The sequence below is a fragment of the Pseudomonas sp. BB438 genome, from assembly GCF_057180225.1.
The window spans coordinates 4,992,229-5,016,476 of sequence record NZ_CM170001.1; the positions used below are offsets into that span (position 1 = coordinate 4,992,229).

A 24,248-nucleotide genomic window follows, 5' to 3' on the forward strand; every position below is an offset into this window, starting at 1 on the left:
GAGCTACACCACACACATGAAAAAGGCCGCTGATCAGCGGCCTTTTTTCGTTTACATCATCGGACTGACTTGTGGCTCCACGGGCGGCTGCCGCGGCCAGGCGTCCAGCACCGCCTTCACCAAGGTCGCCAGCGGGATCGCGAAGAATACGCCCCAGAAGCCCCACAACCCGCCGAACAGCAGAACCGCGCAGATGATCGCCACCGGATGCAGGTTCACTGCCTCGGAGAACAACAACGGCACCAGGACGTTGCCATCCAGCGCCTGGATGATCGCGTGGGCCGCCATCAGGTAAATGAACTGGTCGCTCCAGCCCCACTGGAACAGCGCGATCATCGCCACCGGCACGGTCACCACGACCGCGCCAATGTAGGGCACCACCACGGACAGGCCGACCAGCAGGGCGAGCAGCGCTGCATAGTTCAGGCCCAGCACCGCGAAGGCGATGTAGGTCGCCACGCCTGTAATGAAGATCTCGATGACCTTGCCGCGAATGTAGTTGGCGATCTGCTGGTTCATCTCGTTCCACACCTGCTTCATCAGACCGCGCTCGCGCGGCAGGTAGCGGCGGAACCAGTGGTAGAAGCGCCGACGATCCTTGAGGAAGAAGAACACCAGGATCGGCACCAGCACCAGGTAGATCATGATGTTGACCACCACCGGCAGGCCCGACAGGGAGAAGGTCAGCGCCCACTGGCCGAGCTGGCCCAGTTCATTGCGCGCCGCCTCGACGGTGTGCAGTACCTGCTCCTCGGTGACCATGTCCGGATAGCGCTCGGGCAGCATCAGCAGCGTCGCCTGCCATTCTCCGAGCATGCCGGGCAGCTCGTTGAACAGGGTGAACAGCTGCTTCCACAGCAGCGGCACCAGCACCAGCAGGAACACCGCCAGCAGACCAAGGAAAAGCGAATACACCAACCACACCGCGAACAGGTGCGGCATGCGCAGGCGCTCCAGTACGCCGACCATGCCCTGGATCAGGAAGGCGATGACCATCGCCGCCAGCACCGGGGCGAGCATCCCGCCAAAGGCGAGAATGACGGTGAATCCCAACCCGAGAATGACCGCCAGCACTATCGCTTCCTCATCGGAGAAATAGCGCTGCATCCAGTCCTGCAAAACCTTGAGCATCAACGAAACCTGCGAAACGAAAGGGGCAACATCGCGTTACCCGGGATCAGGGCTACTTCTTGCGCAGCCAGTAGCGATAGACGCCGGACTCGGCCTCTTCATGTAGCAGCGAGTGCCCGGCCAGGTCGGCGAAAACGCGGAAGTCACGCTGGGAACCGGCGTCGGTGGCGATCACCTTGAGCACCGCGCCGCTCGGCAGGCGATTCAGTTCGAGCTTGGCCTTGAGCAGCGGCAACGGACAATTGAGACCGCTGGCGTCCAGCTCCGCGTCACAAGCGGGGACGGACGGCGTGGAATCGGACATCGAGACGAACTCCGGTCAGGGCGCCCAAGAATACCGAAAGCATTGGAAAAGTAACCAGGCCCGGCGACTCGCAGATTCGTTAATCAAGCCATCAGCCTCAGGCCTTACAAGGGCAACGGCGTCGAAAATACCCATTTCGAATTGCGCCGCACTTCTACCCTGCAAACTAGGCATAGTCGTTAGCCTGCGGCTAAAGTAGAGCCTTTCTCGGAACGAGCCTCGTGTACATGAAAGTACTCCGCCCTGCCCTGCTGTCGCTCGCCATCGCCTTCGCCATGCCGGCCCTGGCGGACGACCTTCCTTCCCTGGGGGACGCCAGCTCGTCCATCGTCTCCCCGGAGCAGGAGTTCCAGCTCGGCCGCGCCTGGCTGAGCATGCTGCGCAACCAGGTCGACACGCTCAACGATCCCCAGCTCAAGGACTACGTCGAGTCCAGCGTCTATCGTCTGGCCGAGTCCAGCGAGCTGCAGGACCATCGCCTGGCGTTCATCCTGATCCGCGACAAGCAGATCAACGCCTTCGCCGCCCCCGGCGGCGTGGTCGGCGTCAACGGCGGCCTGTTCATCTACGCCCAGACCGAAGGGGAATACATCGCCGTACTGGCGCACGAACTCGGCCACCTGAGCCAACGCCACTTCGCCCGCGGCATCGAGGCGCAGCAACGCATGCAGATCCCGGTGATGGCCGCCATGCTGGCAGGTATCGTCGCCGCCGCAGCGGGCGCTGGAGACGCCGGTATTGCTGCCATCGCCGGCACCCAGGCCGCGGCGATCCAGAACCAGTTGCGCTTCTCCCGGCAGAACGAGCAGGAAGCCGACCGTGTCGGCGTCGCCACCATGGTCCGCGCCGGCTACGACCCGCGCTCCATGCCCAATATGTTCGAACGCCTGGCCCGCCAGTACCGCTACGAGGGCAAGCCGCCGGAATTCCTGCTGACCCACCCGGTGACCGAATCGCGTATCGCCGACACCCGTAACCGTGCCGAGCAGTACCCCAAGGGCGGCAAGGAGGACTCGCTGCGCTACGAACTGATGCGCGCCCGCGTCCAGCAGATGTTCGAGGACACGCCAGGCATGGCCAGCAAGCAGTTCCGCGCGCAGCTCGACGAAAACCCGAAGAACGACGCCGCGCGCTACGGCCTGGCGCTGTCGCAGACCAAGATCGGCCAGCTCAACGAAGCCCGCAGCAACCTCCAGCAACTGCTGGCCAAGGCGCCCAACGACATCAGCTACAACCTGGCCATGTCCGATGTGGACATCACTGCCAACAAATTGCCCGATGCTCAGGCGCGAGTGCAGAAGATGCTCAGCCAGTACCCGGACAGCTACCCGCTGATCCAGGCCAACGCCGACCTGATGATGAAGACCAATCGCGCAGCCGATGCCGAGAAAACCCTGTTCAAGCTCTCCCAGCGCCGCCCGCTGGACCCGGACGTATGGAACCGCCTGGCCGACGCCTGCACCCTGAGCGGCAACGCCATCGGCGTGTACCAGGCCCGCGCGGAGTACTACGCCCTAACCGGCGACTACAAGCAGGCGATCGAGCAGCTGGACTTCGCCAAACGGCGCGCCGGCGGCAACTTCACCCTGGCCGCGCGCCTGGACGCTCGCCAGCAGGAGTTCCGCGACCAGCAGCGCATCCTCAAGGAAATGATGGGGCGCTGAGCCTTTCTCCCGCCCATGAAAAAGCCCGGTATCTGCCGGGCTTTTTCATTCAGAACATCGAATCAGGCGTTGCCCGCCAGCTTCAGCTTCGCCGCCTGGGTAAAGTCGAGCATGCGCTTGAGCGGCTTGATCGCCTTGGGAATCAGAGCCGGGTCGACGAAGATTTCGCCCGTTCCTTCCTTCAAGCACGCCAGCGTGCGCTCCAGGGTGTTCATGGCCATCCATGGGCAGTGCGCGCAACTGCGGCAGGCCGCGCCGTTGCCTGCGGTAGGCGCCTCGATGAACTCCTTGTCCGGGCAGAGCTGCTGCATCTTGTAGAAGATCCCGCGGTCGGTCGCGACGATGAAGCGCTTGTTCGGCATCGTCTGCGCCGCCTTGATCAGCTGACTGGTGGAGCCCACGGCATCGGCAAGCTCGACGACCGCTTCCGGCGACTCCGGATGCACCAGGATCGCCGCATCCGGGTAGACTGCCTTGAGATCTTCCAGTTGCTTGGCCTTGAACTCCTCGTGGACGATGCAGGCGCCGTCCCAGAGCAGCATGTCGGCACCGGTCTCACGCTGGATGTAGCGGCCCAGGTGCTGGTCCGGCGCCCAGAGGATCGGCTCGCCGTTGTCCATCAGGTGCTCGACGATTTCCACGGCGCAACTGGAGGTCACGACCCAGTCGGCTCGCGCCTTCACCGCAGCCGACGTGTTCGCATAGACCACCACGGTGCGCTCGGGATGCTTGTCGCAGAAGGCGGAAAATTCCTCCACCGGGCAACCCAGGTCCAGCGAGCAGGTCGCCTCCAGAGTGGGCATCAGCACCCGCTTTTCCGGGTTGAGGATCTTCGCCGTCTCGCCCATGAAGCGAACACCGGCGACCACCACGGTCTGCGCCGAATGCTGGTTGCCGAAGCGGGCCATTTCCAGCGAATCGGAAACGCAGCCGCCGGTCTCTTCGGCCAGCGCCTGGATTACCGGATCGCAGTAGTAGTGCGCGACGAGCACGGCGTTCTGCGCCTTCAGCTCGGCGGCGATGGCGGCACGGTAGTCAGCCTCTTCCTGCGCGCTCAGCACCCGCGGCTGCTTCGCCGCCAGATGGGCCTGGACCAACAGGCGTTCGGAAATCTGGGACATCGTGTGGAAACCTCAACAGGCACGGTCTGATTATGCCGGCGATTTTATCACCACCGTCCTGCATGCGATGCGGCGTCGATGGCCGTACGGCGGACTTTTTCCGGCACATGGCAAAAGCCCCGTGATCTTTCGATCACGGGGCTTTCACAGGATTTGATGGTGGGTCGTGTAGGATTCGAACCTACGACCAATTGGTTAAAAGCCAACTGCTCTACCGACTGAGCTAACGACCCGACGTGGTGCGTATAATACTGATTTCTAACGTAAAAACAACACCCCGTGAAAACTTTTTTCAGAAATATCGCGTAGGGTCCGAAATTCCGGCGGCGGAAAAGCCGTCGGAACGCAGTCGGCAGCTGTCGCATTTGCCACACGCACGCCCGTCATCATCAGCCTGATAGCAGGACACGGTCAGGCTGTAGTCCACCCCCTGGGCGACTCCCGCTTCAATGATTTGCGCCTTGGAGAGGAACTGCAGCGGGGCTTGGATACGGAATCCATCGCCTTCCACACCCGCCTTGGTCGCCAGGTTAGCCATGCGCTCAAAAGCCTCGACGAACTCAGGCCGGCAATCGGGATAACCGGAGTAATCCACGGCATTCACGCCGATGAAGATATCTCGCGCACCGAGCACCTCCGCCCACCCCAGGGCAAGCGACAGGAATACGGTGTTTCGCGCCGGCACATAGGTGACCGGGATGCCGTCGCTTGGCGCTTCGGGCACCTCGATGCGGCTGTCGGTCAGGGCCGAGCCGCCGATGCCGTTCAGGCTAAGGCCGATGACCTTGTGCTCGATCACGCCCTGCTGGCGAGCAACAAGCTCGGCCGCCCGTAGCTCGGCGCGGTGACGCTGGCCGTAGTCGAAGCTCATGGTGTAGCAGTCGTAGCCATTGGCCTTGGCCATGGCGACCACGGTTGCGGAGTCCAGGCCGCCTGAGAGCAGGATCACAGCCTTCTTGCCATTCATGGCGTTCTTGATGGACATAACAGTGTCTCCTCCGCGCTCAATGGCCCGGCTCATCGTTCCAGAGAATCTTGTGCAACTGCAGTTGCAGGCGCACCGGCAGGTTGTCGCTGACGATCCAGTCGGCCAACGCACGCGCACTAACTTCGCGGTGGCTGGGCGAAAACAGCACCTCACCGGCACGTTGATCCAGGCGGAACTCGATCAGCTTGGATACGGCCCAGTCATAGTCTTCGCGCGAGCAGATGACGAACTTCACCTGATCATTGAACGTCAGCTCGCCAATGTTCTCGTAGCGGTTACGCGCCACTTCGCCTGAGCCCGGCGTCTTCAGGTCAAGGACACGACTGACACGGCGGTCGGCGGCCGAGATATCCAGCGCCCCGCTGGTTTCCAGCGACACGTCATAGCCGGCATCGCACAGGCGCTGCAGCAGCGGAATACAGTTGGGCTGGGCCAGCGGCTCGCCGCCGGTCACGCAGACATAGCGCGGGCGGTACCGGGCAACCTGGTCAAGGATGGCATCCAGGGTCTGGATGTCGCCGCCACTGAAGGCATAGGCGGTATCACAGTAGTTGCAGCGCAGGGGACAGCCGGTCAGGCGTACGAACACGGTCGGCAAGCCGGCAGTGCGCGTTTCCCCCTGCAACGAGTAAAAGATCTCGGTTATACGCAGGGTCTGTTGCATATCAGCCACGGGCGTGACGGCTATACAGGCCATACGCCTCCGTTGCGTTGGAATCGTGGGCACGCTCGAAGCGCACCCGGAATGTCTCGGAGCACAGCAGACATCAGCCGAGCTGAAACCACTGGTACCTCCCGAGGGGCAGCAATTCTAACGAAAAAACCCGCGGCGAGCGCGGGTTTTCGGGATGCTGCGGTACGGAGCCTTACTTGAGATTCTTCAGGTCACGCTGGGACAGTTGGGCGGCAGAAGTGCCCGGGTACTGGGCCACGACCTGCTGCAGGATGCCTCGGGCCTTGTCGGTATTGCCCAGGCGGCGCTCGACATCGGCGAGCTTGTACAGCGAATCCGGCACCTTGGCGCTACTCGGGTAGGCCTGACTGACGCGGGCAAAGGCCTGGCCGGCGCCCTGCAGGTCGCCTTTGGCGAGGTTCACCTCGCCCAGCCAGTACTGCGCGTTGCCAGCGTACTGGCTGTTCGGGTACTTGCGCAGGAAGGCGCCGAAGGCCTGGCTGGCCTTATCGAAGTCCTTGGCCTTGATCAGGTCGAAGGAGGCGTCGTAATACAGCTTTTCTTTTGCCGGATCGCCCGGCTCGTTGCTGGCGGCAGGCTGCTGTTGCTGGGCAGCGGCGGCGCCAGCTCCGGTGGCAGCTCCGGCACTGGCGCCGGCAGCGGGGGAATTGGGTTGAACAGCAGCACCGGCCGCGCCCGCACCAGCACCTGCACCGCTGGAAAGGCGGCTGTCGATGTCCTGGAAGCGCTCCTGGTTTTCCTGCTTCATCTGCTGGATCTGGTTCTGCTGCTCTTCAAGCATGCCGCGCAGACGGGACATTTCGTCCTGCATCTGCTGCAGCTGCATGAACAGCTGAGCCTGACCGGAGACGGGAGTTGTCATCCCGCCTCCGGCGTAGGCGCCATCAGCGCCTGCGGTGCCATAACCCGAGGGCGGTGTGCTGGCATAGCCACCATTACCGTCCTGTACCGGAACCGCGGCTGCCGCCATCAGGGGCAGTCCGCATGCGATCAAGGTCAGAAAACGCAGGCGCATCGGCATCAGGTCTTACTTCTTCAGCTCAACGCGACGGTTCTGGGCCCAGGACTGCTCGTCGTGGCCAGTGGCAACCGGACGCTCTTTGCCGTAGGAAACCAGTTCCAGCTGAGCCGGGGAAACGCCCTGCAGTACCAGGTAACGCTGAACGGCCTTGGCACGACGCTCGCCCAGAGCCATGTTGTACTCGCGGGTGCCGCGCTCGTCAGTGTGACCTTCCAGGACTACGCGCTGGCCGGAACCTTTCAGATCCTTGGCGTGTACGTCCAGGGCACGCATGGCTTCCGGCTTCAGGTCGGAGCTGTCGTACTCGAAGTAGAAGGTGGTGATAGCGCGCAGAGCGGCTTCGTCGCTCAGGGAGCCGTCAACGGCACCGCTGTTGGCGCCGTAGCCAGCGTTCGGGTCAACGCCGCCATTGGCGCCTTCACCAGTTGCATCGCCTTTCTTGGACGAGCAACCAACGGCTACGGCCATGGCGAGGGCGATAACGGCAAATTTGCCGAATTTCAGCATTTCCATCATGTAACTCCTAATGAACCCCAGTGTATAAATTTGAAACAGTTGGCAACCGTCAGTTCAGGTAAGGGGACCAGGAAGGCTCGCGCACGTCGCCTTGAGCGGTGGGTAGCGGTAACCGAACACGTCCGTTGATACTCACGAGCATCAACACGCCCCGGTCCTGCTGGCGGGTGGCGTATATTAGCATCGTGCCATTTGGCGCAACAGTGGGCGAATCGTCCAGATTGGTGTTGGAAAGTACCCGGAGATTACCGCGCTGAAGGTCCTGCGCCGCGATCTGGAAGTTGGTGAAACCATCCTGGCGGTGAACCATGACGAGAGTCTTCTCATCCGCCGAGAGTTTCGGGTTGGCGTTGTAGTTGCCGATGAAGGTCACGCGGTCGGTAGCACCCGAGTTCACGTTCATCTTGTAGATCTGCGGTTTGCCACCACGGTCCGAGGTAAAGTACAGCGTCGAACCATCAGCACCCCAGAAGGGTTCGGTGTCGATTGCCGAGTTATTGGTCAGGCGACGCAGCTGGCGGCTGCCCAGGTCCATCACGTAGATCTCCGGGTTGCCGTCGCGCGACAGCACGAAGGCCAGGCGGTTGCCGTCCGGCGAGAACGCCGGGGCGCCATTGAGACCCTCGAAGTTGGAGATCTGCTCGCGGCGGCCGGTATCGACGTACTGCATGAAGATGCGAGGGCGCTTCTGCTCGAAGGACACGTAGGCAATACGGCGACCATCGGGGGAGAAGCGCGGCGAGAGGATCGGCTCGCGCGACTGCAGCAGGGTCACCGGACGCGCGCCGTCATAGTCCGAGCGCTGCAGGGTGTAGCGGGTGTTATCCACCGAGAAGCGCTCCGCGGTCACGTAGAGCAGTTTGGTGGAGAACGCACCCTTGATGCCGGTGAGCTTCTCGAACGACTGATCGGCGATGTAGTGCGACATGTCGCGCAACTGGTCGGTAGTGCCGCCCACGCTGCCGGTCAGGACCTGCTCCTGGGTCGCCACGTTGAGGAGAGCGTACTGGATCTGCAGACGACCACCGTTGGGCACGATGCTACCAACCAGCACGTACTGCGCGCCGAGGGCCTGCCAGTCGCGATAGATCACCTCGCTGGCCTGGGCCGGCTGGCTGATCATGTTCTGGCGCGGAATCGGCTCGAAGTAACCGGAATTGCGCAGGTCGTTGCCGATGATGTTCGACATGTCTTCGGGCAGGACATTGCCGCCCTGCCAGCCGAACGGAACCACGGCGATCGGAACGGCCGAGTCACGACCGCTGGAGATCACCAGCGGGTCGGCGGCCTGCGCTGCGCCGGCCACCAGGGCCAGAGCGAAGAGCGCGAAGCGAATCAGGGTACTCACAGATCTAAATCCTCCGGTTTGAAGACCATTCGGCGCTGACGATACAGGCTATCGAAAGTGGCGCGATCCAGTTTTTGCAGTTCGGGAATACGGCCCACGTTTTTGACCGCAGCCACCGCCGAATCGTCGAACGGCTTGTCACCACTGGAGCGGGTCACGCTCACGCTAGTGATGGCGCCACTCGGCAGCATCTGAATCAGCACTTCTACGCTCATTCCGTTACGAGCTGAAGGAGGACGGCTCCACTGCTGGCTCACCAGGCTGACGATCAGATCGTCGAAGTTGCCCGCCACCTCATCACCCTGCTCGTCGGCCAGGGCCTGTTGCCGTTGCGTGTCGTTGGACAGCAGATCGGCCAAGGCCTGCGCCTTCTTGTCTTCCGTCGCCTTGCGGGCTGCGGCAGCGGCTGCAGCGGCAGCCTTCTTCTTCGCAGCTTCGACTGCGGCTGCCTTCTTCTTGGCTTCGTCCGCGGCGGCTTTCTTCTTCGCGTCCTCGGCCGCCTTCTTCTTGGCTTCCTCGGCAGCTTTCTTCTTCGCCTCTTCAGCGGCCTCTTTCTTGGCCTCTTCCTCGGCTTTCTTCTTGGCGATGTCCGCCTGCTGCTTCTGCTCGGCAGCCTTGGCCTCAGCCGCTTTCTTCGCAGCTGCAGCTGCATCGGCCGCTTTCTTGGCCTCGTCTGCCTTCTTGGCTTCCGCTGCTTTCTCAGCGGCATCTGCAGCCTTTTGAGCCGCGTCAGCCTTCTTTTGTTCCTCGGCTTTCGCAGCAGCCAATGCCTGCTGCTCAGCCTTCTTCTGCTCGAGCTGCTCCTGCTCGTATTGCTTGGCCGCCGTCTTCTTCGCCTCGCCGGCTATCTTCTGGTTGGTCTGCTGGGTCGCCTGGCTCTTGGATTTGAGCTGGTAGAGGGTAGCCTGAACGATCGGCCGCGAAGGCGGCAGTTCAGGCGTACTGGCCCAGCTGACAAACAGCATGGCAAAGATCAGGACATGCAGCGCCACGGCCAGGACCGTCGGCCAGAAGTAGCCTTCCGATTGAGAGCGTTCGAGCTGGTGCATCAAGAACCTGGCGCCTCGGTAATCAGACCGACGTTGCCGACTCCGGCTTTCTGCAGGCCGCCCATGACGGCCATGACAGAGCCGTAGTCGACTGCCTTGTCCCCACGGACGAAGACCTGGACTTTCTTACCCTGACTGCTGTTCTGCGCCATGATTGCGGTAGCTGCAGTCACCAGCTGATCGAGGTCAACGGCAGTCTGGCTGGCCTTGCCCTGATCCGGGTCCACTTCGGAGCCCATGTTCCAGTAGTAGGTCTTGTCGGCCTTGATGGAGATGGTGAGCACGCGGGAATCGTTATCCTGCGGCAGCGCTTCGCTGGAAACCTTGGGCAGGTCGACCTTGACGCCCTGGTTGAGCATGGGCGCGGTCACCATGAAAATGACCAGCAGTACCAACATCACGTCGATGTAGGGCACCACGTTCATTTCCGCGACCGGCTTGCGCTTGTGACGAACTCTTGCCATGACGGCTTACCTCTTGGTCGTCGATCAATCGTCGCTGGTGTGCACTTTGCGGTGCAGGATCGCCTGGAATTCGTCGGCGAAGGTGTAGTAGCGGCCGATGAGCATTTCCGAGCGGGCGGCGAAACGGTTGTAGGCGATGACCGCGGGGATGGCCGCGAACAGGCCGATGGCGGTGGCGATCAGCGCTTCGGCGATACCCGGCGCCACGGTGGCGAGAGTGGCTTGCTGCACGGTGGCCAGGCCGCGGAAGGAGTTCATGATGCCCCACACGGTGCCGAACAGGCCGATGTACGGGCTGGTGGAGCCGACGGTAGCGAGGAACGGCAGGCTGGTTTCCAGCTTCTCTTCCTCACGGGAAATGGCGACGCGCATCGCGCGGGAAACGCCTTCCATCACCGCATCCGGATCGACGCCGGCCTGCTGGCGCAGACGGGAGAATTCCTTGAAGCCGGCACGGAAGATCTGCTCGACCCCCGAATCCGGATCGGGGTTGCTGCCCGCCTGGCGATAGAGCTTGGACAGGTCGATGCCCGACCAGAAGCGCTCTTCGAAAGTTTCCAGGGCCTTCTTCGCCGAGCGCATCATGTTGCTGCGCTGGAAAATCATGATCCAGGAAGTGACCGATGCGGCCACCAGGGTCAGCATCACCAGTTGTACTACAACGCTGGCGTTACTGATCAAGCTCCACATGGAAGTATGGTCGACGACGTTCGGTTCCACGTTAATCTCCTGCTGAAAGGGTGTCCGGACTGCCGGCAAATGCCGCACGCAACACATCTGGGATAGCGCGGGGTTTCAGGTTATCTGCCCGCACGCACGCCACCAGGAATCGCCCCTCGCAGAGCAAGGTCGAATCCGACGCCCGTCGAACCTGTTGACGAAACTTCAGGCTCGCACGGTTCAACTCCTCCACCTCAACGCTGACAAGCAGCTCGTCATCCAGGCGGGCCGGCGCGTGATAGCGCGCCTCGGCCGAGTGAACGACAAAAAGCAGGTTCTCCCCCGCCAGCTGTGACTGGGCAAAGCCCAGATCACGCAGCCGCTCGGTACGAGCCCGCTCCATGAACTTGAGGTAGTTGACGTAGTAGACGATGCCGCCGGCATCGGTGTCCTCGTAATAGACCCGATACCGCTGCTGGAACGGCTGACCCCCGTGTTGCGCGCGCATACTCTAGAACCAAGTAAAGACTTTGCCAATCGGCAATCGTCTACAAATGCAATTAATTACCATCTTCAGGGGCAAACAGATCCGATGTCGCCCCCTCCCCCATCCGCTTCGGCACATTCAGGCCGAAATGCAGGTACGCATGCCGGGTCACGACGCGGCCGCGCGGTGTGCGCATGATATAGCCTTGCTGGATCAGATAGGGCTCCAGCACATCCTCAATCGTGTGTCTTTCTTCGCTGATGGCCGCCGCCAGGTTGTCGACGCCTACCGGACCACCGTCGAACTTGTCGATCATGGTCAGCAGCAGGCGGCGATCCTGGTGGTCGAAGCCTCGTTCATCCACGTCCAGCAGGTTCAGCGCCTTGTCGGCGATGTCGCGGCTGATATGCCCGGTACCGCGCACCTCGGCGAAATCTCGCACCCGACGCAGCAGGCGGTTGGCGATCCGCGGCGTACCGCGCGCGCGCCGGGCAATCTCGTAGGCGCCCGCCGGTTCGATTTCCAGACCGAGGATGCCCGCCGAGCGGGCGACGATGCTGGACAGGTCGTCCACACCGTAGAACTCAAGACGCTGCACGATACCGAAGCGGTCACGCAGCGGATTGGTCAGCATGCCGGCGCGGGTGGTTGCGCCGACCAGGGTAAAGGGCGGCAGGTCGAGCTTGATCGAGCGCGCGGCCGGGCCTTCACCAATCATGATGTCCAGCTGGAAGTCTTCCATGGCCGGGTACAGCACTTCCTCGACGATGGGCGACAGGCGATGGATCTCATCCACGAACAGCACGTCGTTGGGCTCGAGGTTGGTCAGGATCGCCGCCAGGTCGCCTGGGCGTTCCAGCACCGGGCCGGAGGTGCTCTTGATCGAAACCCCCATCTCCTGGGCGATGATGTTCGCCAGGGTGGTCTTGCCCAGGCCGGGCGGGCCGAAGATCAGCGTGTGATCCAGCGCTTCCTGACGCCCGCGGGCCGCCTGGATGAACAGCTCCATCTGCTCGCGCACCACGGGCTGGCCGACGTAGTCCGCCAGCTTGAGGGGGCGGATGGCACGGTCGAACTGCTCTTCGCGGTCGCGACTGGACGCTGAGGAAATCAGGCGATCGGCTTCGATCATCACTATCTACCTAGACCATGCCCTTGAGGGAACGGCGGATGAGTTCTTCGCTGGACAAGCCTTCCTCCTGCACGGCGGCGACGGCACGACTCGCCTCCTGGGGCTTGAAGCCCAGGGCGATCAGCGCGCTGACCGCATCGGACTCGGCGCTTGAGACTGCGGCAACCCGCAGGGGTTCCACCACCAACGGCGCGATGGAAGGAATATTCTCCCACGCCTTGAAGCGATCCTTCAGCTCCACCAATAGGCGCTCTGCAGTTTTCTTGCCGACACCCGGAATCTTCACCAGGGTGGAAGTATCCTGCGCCTGCACGCAACGCACCAGCTCATCGACCTCCAGCCCCGACATCAGCGCCAGCGCCAGTTTCGGCCCCACGCCGTTGAGACGGATCAGCTCGCGGAACAGCTCGCGTTCGCGCTTCTCGGCAAAACCGTAAAGCAGATGAGCATCCTCGCGCACCACCAGGTGGGTGTGCAGGGTCACCGGCTCGCCCAGGCTCGGCAGGCGGTACAGGGTAGTCATCGGCACTTCGAGTTCGTAGCCCACGCCATTCACGTCGACGATCAGGTGCGGCGGCTGCTTTTCCGCCAGGGTGCCACGCAGGCGTCCAATCACGGGTGTTTGTCCTTGCTCAATGTTTTTCCGGATATCACAGGCGCAAACGTCCGCCGCGACGACGGGCGCCTACCAGACCATGCGGCACCAGGCTCTGTCGGGTGTGTGCGTGGCACAGGGCGATGGCCAGGGCGTCGGAGGCGTCGATCTGTGGCTTCTGTACCAGCTTGAGCAGGTGCATCACCATCATCTGCACCTGCTGCTTGTCCGCGCCGCCGGTGCCGGCAATCGCCTGCTTGACCTGGCTGGCGGTGTACTCGGCGATCTGCAATCCCTCTTCCGCCGCCGCGACGATGGCCGCGCCGCGCGCCTGCCCCAGCTTCAGCGCCGAATCGGCGTTGCGCGCCATGAACACCTGCTCGATGCCCATCATGGTCGGCTGGTACGTCTGGATGACCTCGCGCACACCACGGAAGACGATCTGCAGGCGCTCGAACAGCTCGCCATTGCCGGTACGGATACAGCCCGACGCCACGTACTCGCAGCCACGGCCGGTGTCGCGCACCACGCCGAAGCCGGTAATCCGTGAACCTGGGTCGATGCCGAGAATCAGGGTCATGTCCGTTCGATCACACCTAGTCTGCAACGCGCATTTCAGATAACAAAAACCGGAAGCGGGAGACGCCGCTGACGACCACTCCCGCTTCCGGCTTCAGCACATCGCCGGTGGTGGGATCAGCCCAGCTGGGCCATCACCTCGTCCGGGATGTCCGCATTGGAGTAGACGTTCTGCACGTCGTCCAGGTCTTCGAGCATGTCGATCAGCTTGAGAACCTTCTGCGCGGTGTCCAGATCCAGGGTCGCCACGGTCGACGGGATCATGGTGATCTCCGCTTCCTCGCCCTTGAAGCCCGCTTCGGTCAGCGCTTCGTTGACCGAAATGAAATCGGCGAAGGTGGTAAAGACGTCGATGGAGCCGTCGTCGTTGACCACTACATCGTCGGCGCCAGCTTCCAGCGCGGCATCCATCAGGGCCTCTTCGTTCACGCCCGGCGCATAGCTGATCTGCCCCTTGCGCTCGAACATGTAGGCCACCGAACCATCGGTACCCAGATTGCCGCCGCACTTGCTGAAGGCATGGCGCACTTCGGCCGCGGTGCGGTTGCGGTTGTCGGTCATGGCCTCGACGATGATCGCCACGCCGCTGGGCGCGTAACCTTCGTAGGTCAGCTCGGCCATGTTGTCCGCTTCGCTGGAACCCACGCCGCGCTGGATGGCACGGTCGATGGTGTCGCGGGTCATGTTGGCAGTCAGCGCCTTGTCCACGGCCAGGCGCAGGCGCGGATTGTCCGCCGGCACCCCGCCGCCCTGCTTGGCAGCAACGGTCAGCTCACGAATGAGCTTGGTGAATATCTTGCCCTTCTTGGCGTCCTGACGTTCCTTGCGGTGCTTGATGTTGGCCCATTTGGAATGACCAGCCATAACTCACTCCGTATCGCTTGTTTGCTTCGCACGCGGCGCCCGGTTTGCGGGCGCCGCTGCAATCCGAATCGACTTACTCGGCGGCCTTCTGCTGCTCGCGCAGGCGGATGTTCAGCTCACGCAGAGCCTTGGCATCCACGGTGCCCGGAGCCTGGGTCATGACGTCGCCGGCACTCTGGGTTTTCGGGAAGGCGATGACTTCGCGGATCGACGCCGCGCCGGTCATCAGCATCACCAGACGGTCCAGGCCGAAGGCCAGGCCACCGTGCGGCGGTGCGCCGTACTTCAGGGCGTCCAGCAGGAAGCCGAACTTCTCTTCCTGCTCCGCATCGTCGATGCCCAGCACGCGGAACACCGCCTGCTGCATGGCCTTGTCGTGGATACGGATGGAACCGCCGCCCAGTTCGGTGCCGTTGAGCACCATGTCGTAGGCACGAGACAGCTTGCCGGCCGGGTTGGCCTCCAGCTCTTCCGGGGTGCACTTGGGCGCGGTGAACGGGTGGTGCAGGGAAGTCAGGCTGCCGTCGTCGTTCTCTTCGAACATCGGGAAGTCCACGACCCACATCGGCGCCCACTCCTTGGTGAGCAGGTTGAGGTCATGGCCGACCTTGATGCGCAGCGCGCCCAGGGCGTCGCAGACGATCTTGGCCTTGTCGGCGCCGAAGAACACGATGTCGCCATCGACCGCACCGACGCGATCGAGGATCTCGTTCAGGTTCGGCTCGGCGATGTTTTTCACGATCGGCGACTGCAGGCCTTCCACGCCCTTGGCGCGCTCGTTGACCTTGATGTAAGCCAGACCCTTGGCGCCGTAGATGCCGACGAACTTGGTGTAGTCATCGATCTGCTTGCGCGGCATGCTCGCACCGCCCGGAACGCGCAGCGCGGCAACGCGGCCCTTGGGATCGTTGGCCGGGCCGGAGAAGACCTTGAACTCGACGTCCTTGAGCTGATCGGCCACGTCGACCAGTTCCAGTGGGATGCGCAGGTCAGGCTTGTCGGAACCGTAGCGGCGCATGGCTTCTTCGAACGGCATGTGCGGGAACTCGTCGAACTCGACGTTCAGCACTTCCTTGAACAGTTGGCGGACCATCTTCTCGGTGATCTCGATGATGTCGCTTTCTTCGAGGAAGCTGGTCTCGATGTCGATCTGGGTGAATTCCGGCTGGCGGTCGGCACGCAGGTCTTCGTCGCGGAAGCACTTGGCGATCTGGTAGTAACGGTCGAAGCCGGCCACCATCAGCAGCTGTTTGAATAGTTGGGGCGACTGCGGCAGAGCAAAGAAGTGGCCCGGGTAGGTGCGGCTCGGCACCAGGTAGTCACGCGCGCCTTCCGGCGTCGGGCGACCGAGGATCGGGGTTTCCACGTCGAGGAAACCGTTGTCGTCCAGGTAGCGACGGATGCTGCTGGTGATGCGCGCGCGCAGCTTCAGCTTGGCGGCCATCTCCGGGCGACGCAGGTCGATGAAGCGGTAGCGCAGGCGGGTTTCCTCGCCCACGTCGGAGTATTCGTCCAGCGGGAACGGCGGGGTTTCGGCCTGGTTCAGCACTTCCAGCTCGTGGCCGAGCACTTCGATGGCGCCGGAAGCCATGTTCGAGTTGCGCGCGCCTTCAGGACGCAGGCGTACCTTGCCGGTGATCTTCACCACGTACTCGCTGCGCACGCGGTCGGCCTTGGCGAAGGTCTCGACGCGATCCGGGTCGAACACCACCTGGGCCAGACCTTCACGATCACGCACGTCGAGGAAGATCACCCCGCCGTGGTCGCGGCGACGGTGTACCCAACCGCAAAGAGTGACTACCTGGCCGTCCAGGCTCTCGTTCAACTGGCCGCAATAGTGGCTGCGCATCATGGTGTGTTTCGCTTCTCGAAAGTCTTGAATTCTAGGGAACCGCTCATTCGCTGGCGGAGCAGGCGCCGGCACCGCAACCGGTGGCCGGACAGGCCGCTGGGGCATCGCCGGAGGCCAGGTTCTTCTTCGCTCCGGTCTTGAAGTCGGTCTCGTACCAACCACTGCCGCCCAGGCGGAAGCCCGGAGCCGACAACATCTTCTTCAATTCGGGAGCCTTGCAGGCCGGACAATCGACCAACGGCGCATCGCTGATCTTCTGCAGCGATTCCAGCTGATGCGCGCAGGACTGGCACTGGTACTCGTAAATCGGCATGGAACACCTTGGCTGTGTAACGCCACGGGTCCGCGTCCCGCGGCAAAGAGACCGATTATAGCCTGAAAAATCCGCAGGTTGCAGCCGGGCTCCGGTGGCGGAAAAGCCAGCCGAGCGCACACCTTTTAATAGAGATACTCAATCGATTGCCTTGATATAGACCAAGAGCTTCGCACCTTCCCCGGTGATAGCCTCGAATCCAGCGTTTTAAATCATTCATGCACGATGAGGAGATCGCCATGGACATCGATATCGGAATCGCCAAACAGGATCGGGCCGCCATCGCCGACGGCCTGTCGCGCCTGCTGGCCGACACCTACACGCTGTACCTGAAGACCCACAACTTCCACTGGAACGTCACCGGACCGATGTTCAACACCCTGCACCTGATGTTCGAGGGGCAGTACAACGAACTGGCGCTGGCCGTGGACAGCATCGCCGAACGCATCCGCGCCCTCGGCTTCCCGGCGCCCGGCACCTACGCCGCCTACGCCCGCCTGTCCTCCATCAAGGAAGAAGAAGGCGTACCGGACGCCCAGGAAATGATCCGCCTACTGGTGCAGGGTCAGGAAGCCGTGGTGCGTACTGCTCGCAGCATCTTCCCGCTGGCCGACAAGGTGGCGGATGAGCCCACCGCCGACCTGCTGACCCAGCGCATGCAGGTCCACGAAAAGACCGCCTGGATGCTGCGCAGCCTGCTCGCCGAATAACCCCCTTCCCTTTATAAGCAGCCGGCCAGAAAGCCGGCTGCCTCCCCCTACGAATGGCCTAAGCGGTTGATTTGAGAAGGTAACTGGATTGCGGTTAAATACCCGCCGTGCGTTTCTCGCATAGGCCGCCCGGCACGCTTTCATTTTTCCTTTCTAGCGTCGCACCCGGGGCTGGCTGCTTCTTTATCTCGTTACCCGCTCAAGGTGAATCCGTAGCCATGTTGAAGATCGTCCATCTCGTGACGGGCGTCGCCGCACTCTTGCTGTCCTTGATCCCGAGTCTGCGTAGTGATGCCCTGCCCTACCTGCAACAGAGCGATGCCATCTACCTGGCCCTGCTCGGTCTGACCAGCCTCCTGCTCGCCCCGAGCAGCCAACTGAAACACCCCTCCGCCCTGCAGAGCCTCGCCACCGCCCTGGTCGTGCTGGCCGTGGTCCTGCAGATACTGATCCTGCTCGCCCCGCTGCCTTTCATTGGCGATCAACCGGCCATCGTGCTGCCGCTACTGAGCCTGGCCGGCGCCGTCGTCCTGCAATGGATCGCCAGCCTCAACAAACCGAGCGCCAGCGTTGCCATCGAAACCTTCACCGGCGTCGACCGGGAAACCGGCACCGTGAAGTGGTTCAACACCTCCAAGGGCTTCGGCTTCATCTCCCGCGACTCGGGCGAAGACATCTTCGTCCACTTCCGCGCCATCCGCGGCGAAGGCCACCGCATTCTGATCGAAGGGCAGCGCGTGGAGTTCTCCGTTGTCCAGCGTGACAAGGGGTTGCAGGCGGAAGATGTGATTGCTGCGTTGCCTAATCGGCGCTGAGTGTTACGCCCATGAAAAAGCCCGCCGATTGGCGGGCTTTTTTCAATGCAGCGGTCAGCACCGTAACTGGAGTGCCTCACTCCAGCTTAAAAACGGACACGCTGCTACCGCCGACTTCCTGGCCCGGCACCAGCTCCATCTGCGCCTGGCGCGAGGGCAGGCGGTTGATCTGGTCGACCAGCTGCTCCATATCGCGCAGGTTCAGGACGTGGCCGGAGGCGCCGGGAAAGGTCATCCCCAGCTCGCGCTCGCTGGCCAGCTCCGACTGGTCGAAGCCTTCGAAGCGGCCTTCGACCACGATGATCGTCAGCTCGCCGCGGGAGAGGTCCTGCTGCGGCAGGTAGGCGCGGGTGTTGACGAAACCGCGGGAGAGGTAGTGGTCGAGCAGCTCGTTGAGCTGGTTCACCCCCAGGCATTTCTCCCGATAGGACGCCAGCAGCGTCTCGCGCGAGCGCGCATCGAGATGCTCGGCGCCTTCGAAGGTGATGCGGCGGACAGTGAAGCAACGGGTGTCCGGCGCGGTGGTCGGCGGTGCTTCGGTCGTCGATTTGCCGGGGAGCTGCTGGAGTTCCTCCAGACGCTTCTGCTGCTCGCGCAGGAGTTGCTCCTGGCGCTGTCGTTGAAGGTCGTTGTCACCCGGCGAGGGCAGTGGTGCGGCAAAGCTTGCCGAGGCACAGCAGAATGCCACGTCGGGCATCCAGCCACGGTGGAGAGCATGCATCCTTACGATCCCTGTCATCTGGCCGCACGGCCAGTTCATCCGAAAAAAAAGCGGATTGGATCATATTGGATGAGTGATGCCTTTAGGCCATTACCCCAACGAAATGCAGGCTATTTCCCATTTTTGAACGAGAAATTACGCCAGGCCACCGGCTCGGTGCGCTCGCAGCGGCAGCCGAGCATCCCAACAAGCCCATTACTCAATAATGGGGCGGCGGCGCTTCATCGTCCGCCACACCCACCTGCCCCTGGAGGTCTTCCAGGCGCTTGAGCAGCGCCTGCATCTGCAGGCGCAGGCGCTCGATCACACGCTCCTGCTCGTAGACCACATCGCTCAGGGTCTGCAGCATGTCATCCTGAAAGGCCAACCGGCTTTCCAGATCGGTCACCCGACTTTCCAGATCCATCATTCACTCCTGACCGAAGCGAAAACCATCGCCCAGCGCCATGCGCAGCTTCTCGCGCACTCGAGACAGCTCTTCTTCTTTATAGGGAACCGCCGGGTGTTTGCCCCAGACCGGTCCCGGCCAGGCGACATCATCCTGCTTGCGCACGATCACATGCACATGCAACTGACTGACGACGTTGCCGAGATTGGCCACGTTCATCTTGTCCGCATCGAACGTATCCTTGAGCACTTCCGCCAGTTGAGTCGCTTCGCGCCACAACTGCTGCTGATCGGCGGAGTCCAGCTGGAAGATTTCGCTGACGTCTTCGCGACGCGGAACCAGGATGAACCACGGATACTGCGAGTCGTTCATCAGCAGCAGACTGCTCAGCGGAAAATCACCCACCGCAATGGTGTCCTGCTGGAGACGGGAATCCAGAGCGAACATAAGACATCTCCTGTTCGACGAACCTTGTTTAAGCCTAGCTCCACGAGGGAACCGAAGGGCGCGAAGAATACTAGAGAGCCCATCTGGAGAACATGCCCGACCGACGCCTCCTCCCGGAGCACACCTCTCCAGGCCTCGCACCACGATCGCGCATGGCGCGCATTGGCATATCCCGACGGCAGGCGCGTGCAGGAATCTGCACGGCAATAACGGCAATCAGCAGCGAAAAATCGTTTAAACACCTGCAACTACGGGATGCCAGAAAACGACATGCGCGCGCGCAGATGTTGCAAATCACCAACGGAAGCCGTGAAATGCGTCAACACGTCGCAAGACGAACACTGTGAAGGCAGCTCCGGGTATTTGTGCACGGTTGTTGCTAGATGCAAGGACAGCGCACCGACGACCACCCCAGTTGGAGAAGTGGACGCGGAGGCGAGAGGAACCAAGAAGTGGTCAATGGAATAGAGAGCCACAAGGACTGAAGCATCAATGAAGCAATCAGGGGGCAATCTCTTTTTGCAACATGGGAACTGCTTGAATGCGACATGCGTCATGCAGCTTTGCGACAGTCCCGTAAAGAATTTGTGCGTTCATTTGGGCAACTATCGCCAACTGAACACGCGTGCTATAAGTTAGCGCCGACAAAAAAGAAAGAGCCGTCACCGCGGTATTAGTGATGGCGAATAATTTCAAAACCAAAGGAGCAATCACAATGAAAGTGATGAAGTGGAGCGCCATCGCCCTGGCGGTTTCTGCAGGCACCACGCAACTGGCAATGGCCGAGCCCTTCGTAGGCAATCAGGCTGACGCAAAAGGCTTCGTCGAAGACAGCAGCCTGAACTTCCTGGTTCGCAACTACTACTTCAATCGCAACAAGAAAGACGGCGCCACCGACGCCCGTGACTGGACCCAAGGTTTCTGGGCCAATTACAACTCCGGCTTCACCCAAGGCACCGTTGGTTTTGGCGTTGACGCCTTCGGCTACCTGGGTCTGAAACTCGACGGTGGCAGTGGCTACGGCGGTACCGGCAACCTGCCGGTTCACGATGATGGCGACAAGGCCGACGACTTCGGCAAAGCTGGCGCAGCTGTCAAGGTTCGCATCTCCAAGACCGAACTGAAATTCGGTGACATGCAGCCGACCGCACCGGTATTCGCTGTAGGCGGCACCCGCCTGCTGCCTCAAACCGCCAGCGGCTTCAGCCTGATGAGCAGCGAAATCGAAGGTCTGGATCTGGAAGGCGGCCACTTCTACTCCGGTACCGGCCAGGACACCACCAACCGTGATGGCGAAATCTTCGCCACCTACGCCGGCCAGACCGCCAAGACCGCTGACTTCGTTGGTGGCAAGTACGCGTTCGGTGAGCATTTCAGCGCCTCGCTGTACGGCGCCAAGCTGGAAGACATCTGGAACCAGTACTACACCAACCTGAACTACACCCTGCCGATCGCTGATAACCAGTCCCTCGGACTGGACTTCAACTATTACAACACCCGCGACGAAGGCAAAGCGAAGGCTGGTGACATCAGCAACAACACCTTCTCGCTGGCTGCCGCTTACACCCTGAGCGCCCACACCTTCACCCTGGCCTTCCAGAAAGTGAACGGTGACACTCCGTTTGACTACATCGGTATCGGCGACAACAACGCTGGTGGTGACTCGATCTTCCTCGCCAACTCCGTTCAGTACTCCGACTTCAACGGCCCAGGCGAAAAATCCTGGCAGGCTCGTTACGACCTGAACATGGCCGAGTACGGCGTTCCAGGCCTGACCTTCATGACCCGCTACATCTACGGTTATGACATCGATGGCACCGGCGTGAATCTGGGCACCAGCGCCTACGTGAAAGAAGTTGGCGGCGAAATCGTTCCGCTCTACGGCGAAGATGGCCGTCACCGCGAAACCAACGTCGAGGCCAAGTACGTAGTGCAGAGCGGCCCAGCCAAGGACCTGTCGTTCCGTGTTCGCCAAGCGTGGCACCGTGCCAACGCCGACCAAGGCGAAGGCAATGTCGACGAGTTCCGCCTGATCGTCGACTACCCGCTGTCTGTTCTGTAATACGGAACGAACCGCAGGTAACTAAAAAGCCCGGCTTCTGCCGGGCTTTTTTATTGCAACTTACCTACAACTTTGAACGTATCTGTTACATCGGCAATACATAAGTGCCGGTTACATGGGCAACCAACTGCTGCGGATTACTGACCGAGTAGACAGCTACTTCGCACACCACCTGCCGGCGCCCCAGCTTCAATATCTTCGCTTCCGCCAACAGGTCTTCCGGCTTCGGCTTGCTGAGAAAGTTGATATTGAGGTTGGACGTCACGGCCATCTCGACATTATCCAACTGTGCCAGGATCACCGCGTACATCGCCGCATCCGCCAGCGCCATGATGGTCGGCCCGGAGACGGTGCCACCAGGTCGCACCAACTTTCCATGGAAGGGAATCCGCGCGAATGCGCTGCGCCCTTCCAGTGCATCGATGCGGAAATCCATGTCGTCCGCCATGGGCAATCCCGCGCGGATGAACGCCTGTACCTGCGCTGCATTCAAACGACTCACGCCACTCCTCCGTCTCCGCCCGCCGCGCCCTGTACGCAGCCAGACCTGCACCGTACAATGCCCAGCCTATATTCCCCTTCGCAACCGACAAAACGGCCAAAGATGCGTACCAGTCAGTACCTGCTGTCCACCCTGAAAGAAACCCCTTCCGATGCGGTCGTCATCAGCCACCAGCTGATGCTGCGCGCCGGCATGATCCGCAAGCTGGCGTCCGGTCTTTACACCTGGCTGCCAATGGGTCTGCGGGTACTGCGAAAGGTGGAGACCATCGTTCGCGAAGAAATGAATGCCGCCGGCGCCCTGGAAGTGCTGATGCCCGCCATCCAGCCCGCCGAACTCTGGCAGGAGTCCGGCCGCTGGCAGCAATACGGCCCCGAGCTGCTGCGCTTGAAGGACCGCCATGACCGCGACTTCTGCGTCGGTCCGACCCACGAGGAAGTGATCACCGACCTGGCGCGCAACGAGCTCAACAGCTACAAGCAGCTGCCGATCAACATGTACCAGATCCAGACCAAGTTCCGTGACGAAATCCGTCCGCGCTTCGGTCTGATGCGCGGACGCGAGTTCATCATGAAGGACGCTTACTCCTTCCACACCAGCCAGGACTCGCTGCAGGCAACCTACGACGTCATGTACGGCGCGTACAGCAAGATCTTCACCCGTCTGGGCCTGGACTTCCGTGCCGTACAGGCTGACAACGGCTCCATCGGCGGCAGCGGCTCCCACGAGTTCCACGTCCTGGCAGGCTCAGGCGAGGACGACATCGTCTTCGGTGAGTCCACCGACTACGCCGCCAACATCGAGAAGGCAGAAGCCCTGCCTCGCGAAACCGCTCGCGGTGCCGCCACTGAGGAACTGCGCCTGGTTGATACCCCCGAGACCAAGACCATCGCCGCCCTGGTGGAGAAGTTCGGCCTGCCGATCGAGAAGACCATCAAGACCCTGGTCGTCCATGCTGCCGAGGAAGGCAAGCTGATCGCCCTGGTCGTTCGTGGCGATCACGAACTCAACGAAATCAAGGCCGGCAACCACCCACTGGTTGCCAGCCCTCTGCAGATGGCCAGCGAAGCGGACATCAAGGCCGCCATCGGCGCCGCCCCCGGCTCCCTCGGCCCGCTGAACCTGCCGCTGCCCTGCATCATCGACCGCTCCGTTGCGCTGATGAGCGACTTCGCTGCCGGCGCCAACGTCGACGACAAGCACTACTTCGGCGTGAACTGGGAGCGCGACCTGCCGGTACCGGAAGTCGCCGACCTGCGCAATGTCGTTGAAGGCGACCCGAGCCCGGACGGCAAAGGCACTCTGGTGATCCGCCGCGGCATCGAAGTCGGCCACATCTTCCAGCTCGGCACCAAGTACAGCGAAGCGATGAAGCTCTCCGTACTGGGCGAGAGCGGCAAGCCCGTCACCCTGATCATGGGCTGCTACGGCATCGGCGTATCCCGTGTGGTCGCTGCTGCCATCGAACAGAACTACGACGACCGCGGCATCCTCTGGCCGGCCGCCCTGGCGCCCTTCCAGATCGCCATCGTGCCGATGAAGTACGAGAACGACGCCGTGCGCGCCGCCACCGACAAGCTCTACGCGGAACTCACCGCTGCCGGCTTCGAAGTGCTGCTGGATGACCGCGACAAGAAGACCAGCCCCGGCGTGAAGTTCGCCGACATGGAACTGATCGGTATCCCTCACCGCATCGTGGTCAGCGAGCGCGGCCTGGACGAAGGCACCCTTGAGTACAAGGGGCGCCGAGACGCCGAGTCGCAGCCTGTCGCCCTCTCCGACCTGCAAGCCTTCATCACGGCCAAGATCCGCAACTGAGCA

At 61.9% G+C, this 24,248-nt stretch carries 26 protein-coding genes, 1 tRNA gene and 2 pseudogenes; 6 read left to right on the forward strand and 23 right to left on the reverse strand.

Annotated features, from left to right (window positions below; all coding sequences use genetic code 11):
* Window positions 1-51: 51 nt before the first annotated feature.
* Together AC1ZV1_RS22915 and AC1ZV1_RS22920 are read right to left on the reverse strand one after the other, a co-directional pair.
* Entirely contained in the window at window positions 52-1,131 is a 1,080-nt protein-coding gene (locus AC1ZV1_RS22915) for an AI-2E family transporter (RefSeq protein ID WP_484293768.1), read from the reverse strand.
* Window positions 1,132-1,183: 52 nt separating this feature from the next.
* Window positions 1,184-1,435, reverse strand: coding sequence for a sulfurtransferase TusA family protein (locus AC1ZV1_RS22920; protein WP_484293769.1), 252 nt, complete (start codon window positions 1,433-1,435; stop codon window positions 1,184-1,186).
* Between the two features lie 227 nt (window positions 1,436-1,662).
* Here AC1ZV1_RS22920 and AC1ZV1_RS22925 point away from each other — a divergent pair, with 227 nt between their 5' ends.
* Window positions 1,663-3,099 carry a M48 family metalloprotease gene (locus AC1ZV1_RS22925; RefSeq protein ID WP_484293770.1) on the forward strand — a complete coding sequence of 479 codons (1,437 nt, stop codon included), beginning with the start codon at window positions 1,663-1,665 and terminating at the stop codon, window positions 3,097-3,099.
* 62 nt (window positions 3,100-3,161) lie between these two features.
* Here the strand turns inward: AC1ZV1_RS22925 and nadA are convergent, their stop codons facing one another.
* The 17 genes from nadA to AC1ZV1_RS23010 form a co-directional block, all read right to left on the reverse strand.
* A complete protein-coding gene (gene nadA / locus AC1ZV1_RS22930; protein ID WP_484293771.1) occupies window positions 3,162-4,220 on the reverse strand; it encodes a quinolinate synthase NadA in 1,059 nt (352 codons plus the stop codon).
* 157 nt (window positions 4,221-4,377) lie between these two features.
* Window positions 4,378-4,453, reverse strand: a tRNA-Lys gene (locus tag AC1ZV1_RS22935).
* 59 nt (window positions 4,454-4,512) lie between these two features.
* Entirely contained in the window at window positions 4,513-5,187 is a 675-nt protein-coding gene (gene queC / locus AC1ZV1_RS22940; RefSeq protein ID WP_484297612.1) for a 7-cyano-7-deazaguanine synthase QueC, read from the reverse strand.
* Between the two features lie 37 nt (window positions 5,188-5,224).
* The gene (queE, locus tag AC1ZV1_RS22945) at window positions 5,225-5,872 is read right to left on the reverse strand and encodes a 7-carboxy-7-deazaguanine synthase QueE (protein ID WP_484293772.1); all 648 of its coding nucleotides are present in this window, start codon (window positions 5,870-5,872) and stop codon (window positions 5,225-5,227) included.
* Between the two features lie 202 nt (window positions 5,873-6,074).
* Window positions 6,075-6,923: a tol-pal system protein YbgF gene (gene ybgF, locus AC1ZV1_RS22950; RefSeq protein ID WP_484293773.1), complete on the reverse strand. Its 849-nt coding sequence runs from the start codon at window positions 6,921-6,923 to the stop codon at window positions 6,075-6,077.
* 6 nt (window positions 6,924-6,929) lie between these two features.
* Window positions 6,930-7,436 carry a peptidoglycan-associated lipoprotein Pal gene (gene pal, locus AC1ZV1_RS22955; protein WP_017522099.1) on the reverse strand — a complete coding sequence of 169 codons (507 nt, stop codon included), beginning with the start codon at window positions 7,434-7,436 and terminating at the stop codon, window positions 6,930-6,932.
* A 52-nt stretch (window positions 7,437-7,488) separates the two neighbouring features.
* Window positions 7,489-8,787: a Tol-Pal system beta propeller repeat protein TolB gene (gene tolB, locus AC1ZV1_RS22960; RefSeq protein WP_236171599.1), complete on the reverse strand. Its 1,299-nt coding sequence runs from the start codon at window positions 8,785-8,787 to the stop codon at window positions 7,489-7,491.
* Window positions 8,784-9,839, reverse strand: a complete 1,056-nt coding sequence (gene tolA, locus AC1ZV1_RS22965; RefSeq protein WP_484293774.1) for a cell envelope integrity protein TolA — start codon at window positions 9,837-9,839, stop codon at window positions 8,784-8,786. The genes tolB and tolA overlap by 4 nt, the downstream gene beginning before the upstream one ends.
* Window positions 9,836-10,300 carry a protein TolR gene (tolR, locus tag AC1ZV1_RS22970; RefSeq protein ID WP_081520162.1) on the reverse strand — a complete coding sequence of 155 codons (465 nt, stop codon included), beginning with the start codon at window positions 10,298-10,300 and terminating at the stop codon, window positions 9,836-9,838. Before tolR ends, tolA begins: the two co-directional genes overlap by 4 nt.
* A gap of 24 nt (window positions 10,301-10,324) precedes the next feature.
* Window positions 10,325-11,020 (reverse strand): protein TolQ, encoded by a 696-nt coding sequence (gene tolQ / locus AC1ZV1_RS22975; RefSeq protein ID WP_045210353.1) that lies wholly within the window; start codon window positions 11,018-11,020, stop codon window positions 10,325-10,327.
* 1 nt (window position 11,021) lies between these two features.
* Complete coding sequence (ybgC, locus tag AC1ZV1_RS22980) at window positions 11,022-11,468, reverse strand: tol-pal system-associated acyl-CoA thioesterase (RefSeq protein ID WP_081520161.1); 447 nt, start codon at window positions 11,466-11,468, stop codon at window positions 11,022-11,024.
* Window positions 11,469-11,520: 52 nt separating this feature from the next.
* On the reverse strand, window positions 11,521-12,579 hold the full coding sequence (gene ruvB, locus AC1ZV1_RS22985) for a Holliday junction branch migration DNA helicase RuvB (RefSeq protein ID WP_484293775.1): 1,059 nt from the start codon (window positions 12,577-12,579) through the stop codon (window positions 11,521-11,523).
* A gap of 10 nt (window positions 12,580-12,589) precedes the next feature.
* A complete protein-coding gene (gene ruvA / locus AC1ZV1_RS22990; RefSeq protein ID WP_236171604.1) occupies window positions 12,590-13,195 on the reverse strand; it encodes a Holliday junction branch migration protein RuvA in 606 nt (201 codons plus the stop codon).
* Window positions 13,196-13,229: 34 nt separating this feature from the next.
* A complete protein-coding gene (gene ruvC, locus AC1ZV1_RS22995; RefSeq protein ID WP_081520158.1) occupies window positions 13,230-13,754 on the reverse strand; it encodes a crossover junction endodeoxyribonuclease RuvC in 525 nt (174 codons plus the stop codon).
* Window positions 13,755-13,870: 116 nt separating this feature from the next.
* Window positions 13,871-14,617 (reverse strand): YebC/PmpR family DNA-binding transcriptional regulator, encoded by a 747-nt coding sequence (locus tag AC1ZV1_RS23000; protein WP_484293776.1) that lies wholly within the window; start codon window positions 14,615-14,617, stop codon window positions 13,871-13,873.
* A 73-nt stretch (window positions 14,618-14,690) separates the two neighbouring features.
* On the reverse strand, window positions 14,691-16,469 hold the full coding sequence (gene aspS, locus AC1ZV1_RS23005) for an aspartate--tRNA ligase (protein ID WP_139092983.1): 1,779 nt from the start codon (window positions 16,467-16,469) through the stop codon (window positions 14,691-14,693).
* 43 nt (window positions 16,470-16,512) lie between these two features.
* Window positions 16,513-16,782: an FmdB family zinc ribbon protein gene (locus tag AC1ZV1_RS23010; RefSeq protein ID WP_017522110.1), complete on the reverse strand. Its 270-nt coding sequence runs from the start codon at window positions 16,780-16,782 to the stop codon at window positions 16,513-16,515.
* 239 nt (window positions 16,783-17,021) lie between these two features.
* On the opposite strand from AC1ZV1_RS23010, the gene AC1ZV1_RS23015 reads away from it, so the two are divergent.
* From AC1ZV1_RS23015 to AC1ZV1_RS23025, 3 genes and pseudogenes are all read left to right on the forward strand, one after another.
* Window positions 17,022-17,492 (forward strand): Dps family protein, encoded by a 471-nt coding sequence (locus tag AC1ZV1_RS23015; RefSeq protein WP_017522111.1) that lies wholly within the window; start codon window positions 17,022-17,024, stop codon window positions 17,490-17,492.
* A 218-nt stretch (window positions 17,493-17,710) separates the two neighbouring features.
* Window positions 17,711-17,974, forward strand: a pseudogene (locus AC1ZV1_RS23020) (cold shock domain-containing protein membrane protein); the annotation flags it as partial.
* A 93-nt stretch (window positions 17,975-18,067) separates the two neighbouring features.
* Window positions 18,068-18,307: a cold-shock protein gene (locus tag AC1ZV1_RS23025; protein ID WP_484297613.1), complete on the forward strand. Its 240-nt coding sequence runs from the start codon at window positions 18,068-18,070 to the stop codon at window positions 18,305-18,307.
* Between the two features lie 97 nt (window positions 18,308-18,404).
* Here the strand turns inward: AC1ZV1_RS23025 and AC1ZV1_RS23030 are convergent.
* The 3 genes and pseudogenes from AC1ZV1_RS23030 to AC1ZV1_RS23040 all read right to left on the reverse strand — a co-directional run.
* Window positions 18,405-19,004, reverse strand: a pseudogene (locus tag AC1ZV1_RS23030) (POTRA domain-containing protein); the annotation flags it as partial.
* A 223-nt stretch (window positions 19,005-19,227) separates the two neighbouring features.
* Window positions 19,228-19,434 carry a SlyX family protein gene (locus AC1ZV1_RS23035; protein ID WP_484293777.1) on the reverse strand — a complete coding sequence of 69 codons (207 nt, stop codon included), beginning with the start codon at window positions 19,432-19,434 and terminating at the stop codon, window positions 19,228-19,230.
* Between the two features lie 3 nt (window positions 19,435-19,437).
* Window positions 19,438-19,863 carry an HIT family protein gene (locus AC1ZV1_RS23040; protein ID WP_484293778.1) on the reverse strand — a complete coding sequence of 142 codons (426 nt, stop codon included), beginning with the start codon at window positions 19,861-19,863 and terminating at the stop codon, window positions 19,438-19,440.
* A 715-nt stretch (window positions 19,864-20,578) separates the two neighbouring features.
* Here AC1ZV1_RS23040 and AC1ZV1_RS23045 point away from each other — a divergent pair.
* A complete protein-coding gene (locus AC1ZV1_RS23045; RefSeq protein ID WP_484293779.1) occupies window positions 20,579-21,925 on the forward strand; it encodes an OprD family porin in 1,347 nt (448 codons plus the stop codon).
* An 85-nt stretch (window positions 21,926-22,010) separates the two neighbouring features.
* On the opposite strand, the gene AC1ZV1_RS23050 is transcribed toward AC1ZV1_RS23045, so the two are convergent.
* Window positions 22,011-22,418 carry a PaaI family thioesterase gene (locus AC1ZV1_RS23050; RefSeq protein WP_484297614.1) on the reverse strand — a complete coding sequence of 136 codons (408 nt, stop codon included), beginning with the start codon at window positions 22,416-22,418 and terminating at the stop codon, window positions 22,011-22,013.
* Between the two features lie 111 nt (window positions 22,419-22,529).
* Between AC1ZV1_RS23050 and AC1ZV1_RS23055 the strand changes: the two genes are divergently transcribed.
* A complete protein-coding gene (locus AC1ZV1_RS23055) occupies window positions 22,530-24,245 on the forward strand; it encodes a proline--tRNA ligase (protein ID WP_484293780.1) in 1,716 nt (571 codons plus the stop codon).
* The last annotated feature ends 3 nt before the right edge of the window (window positions 24,246-24,248 follow it).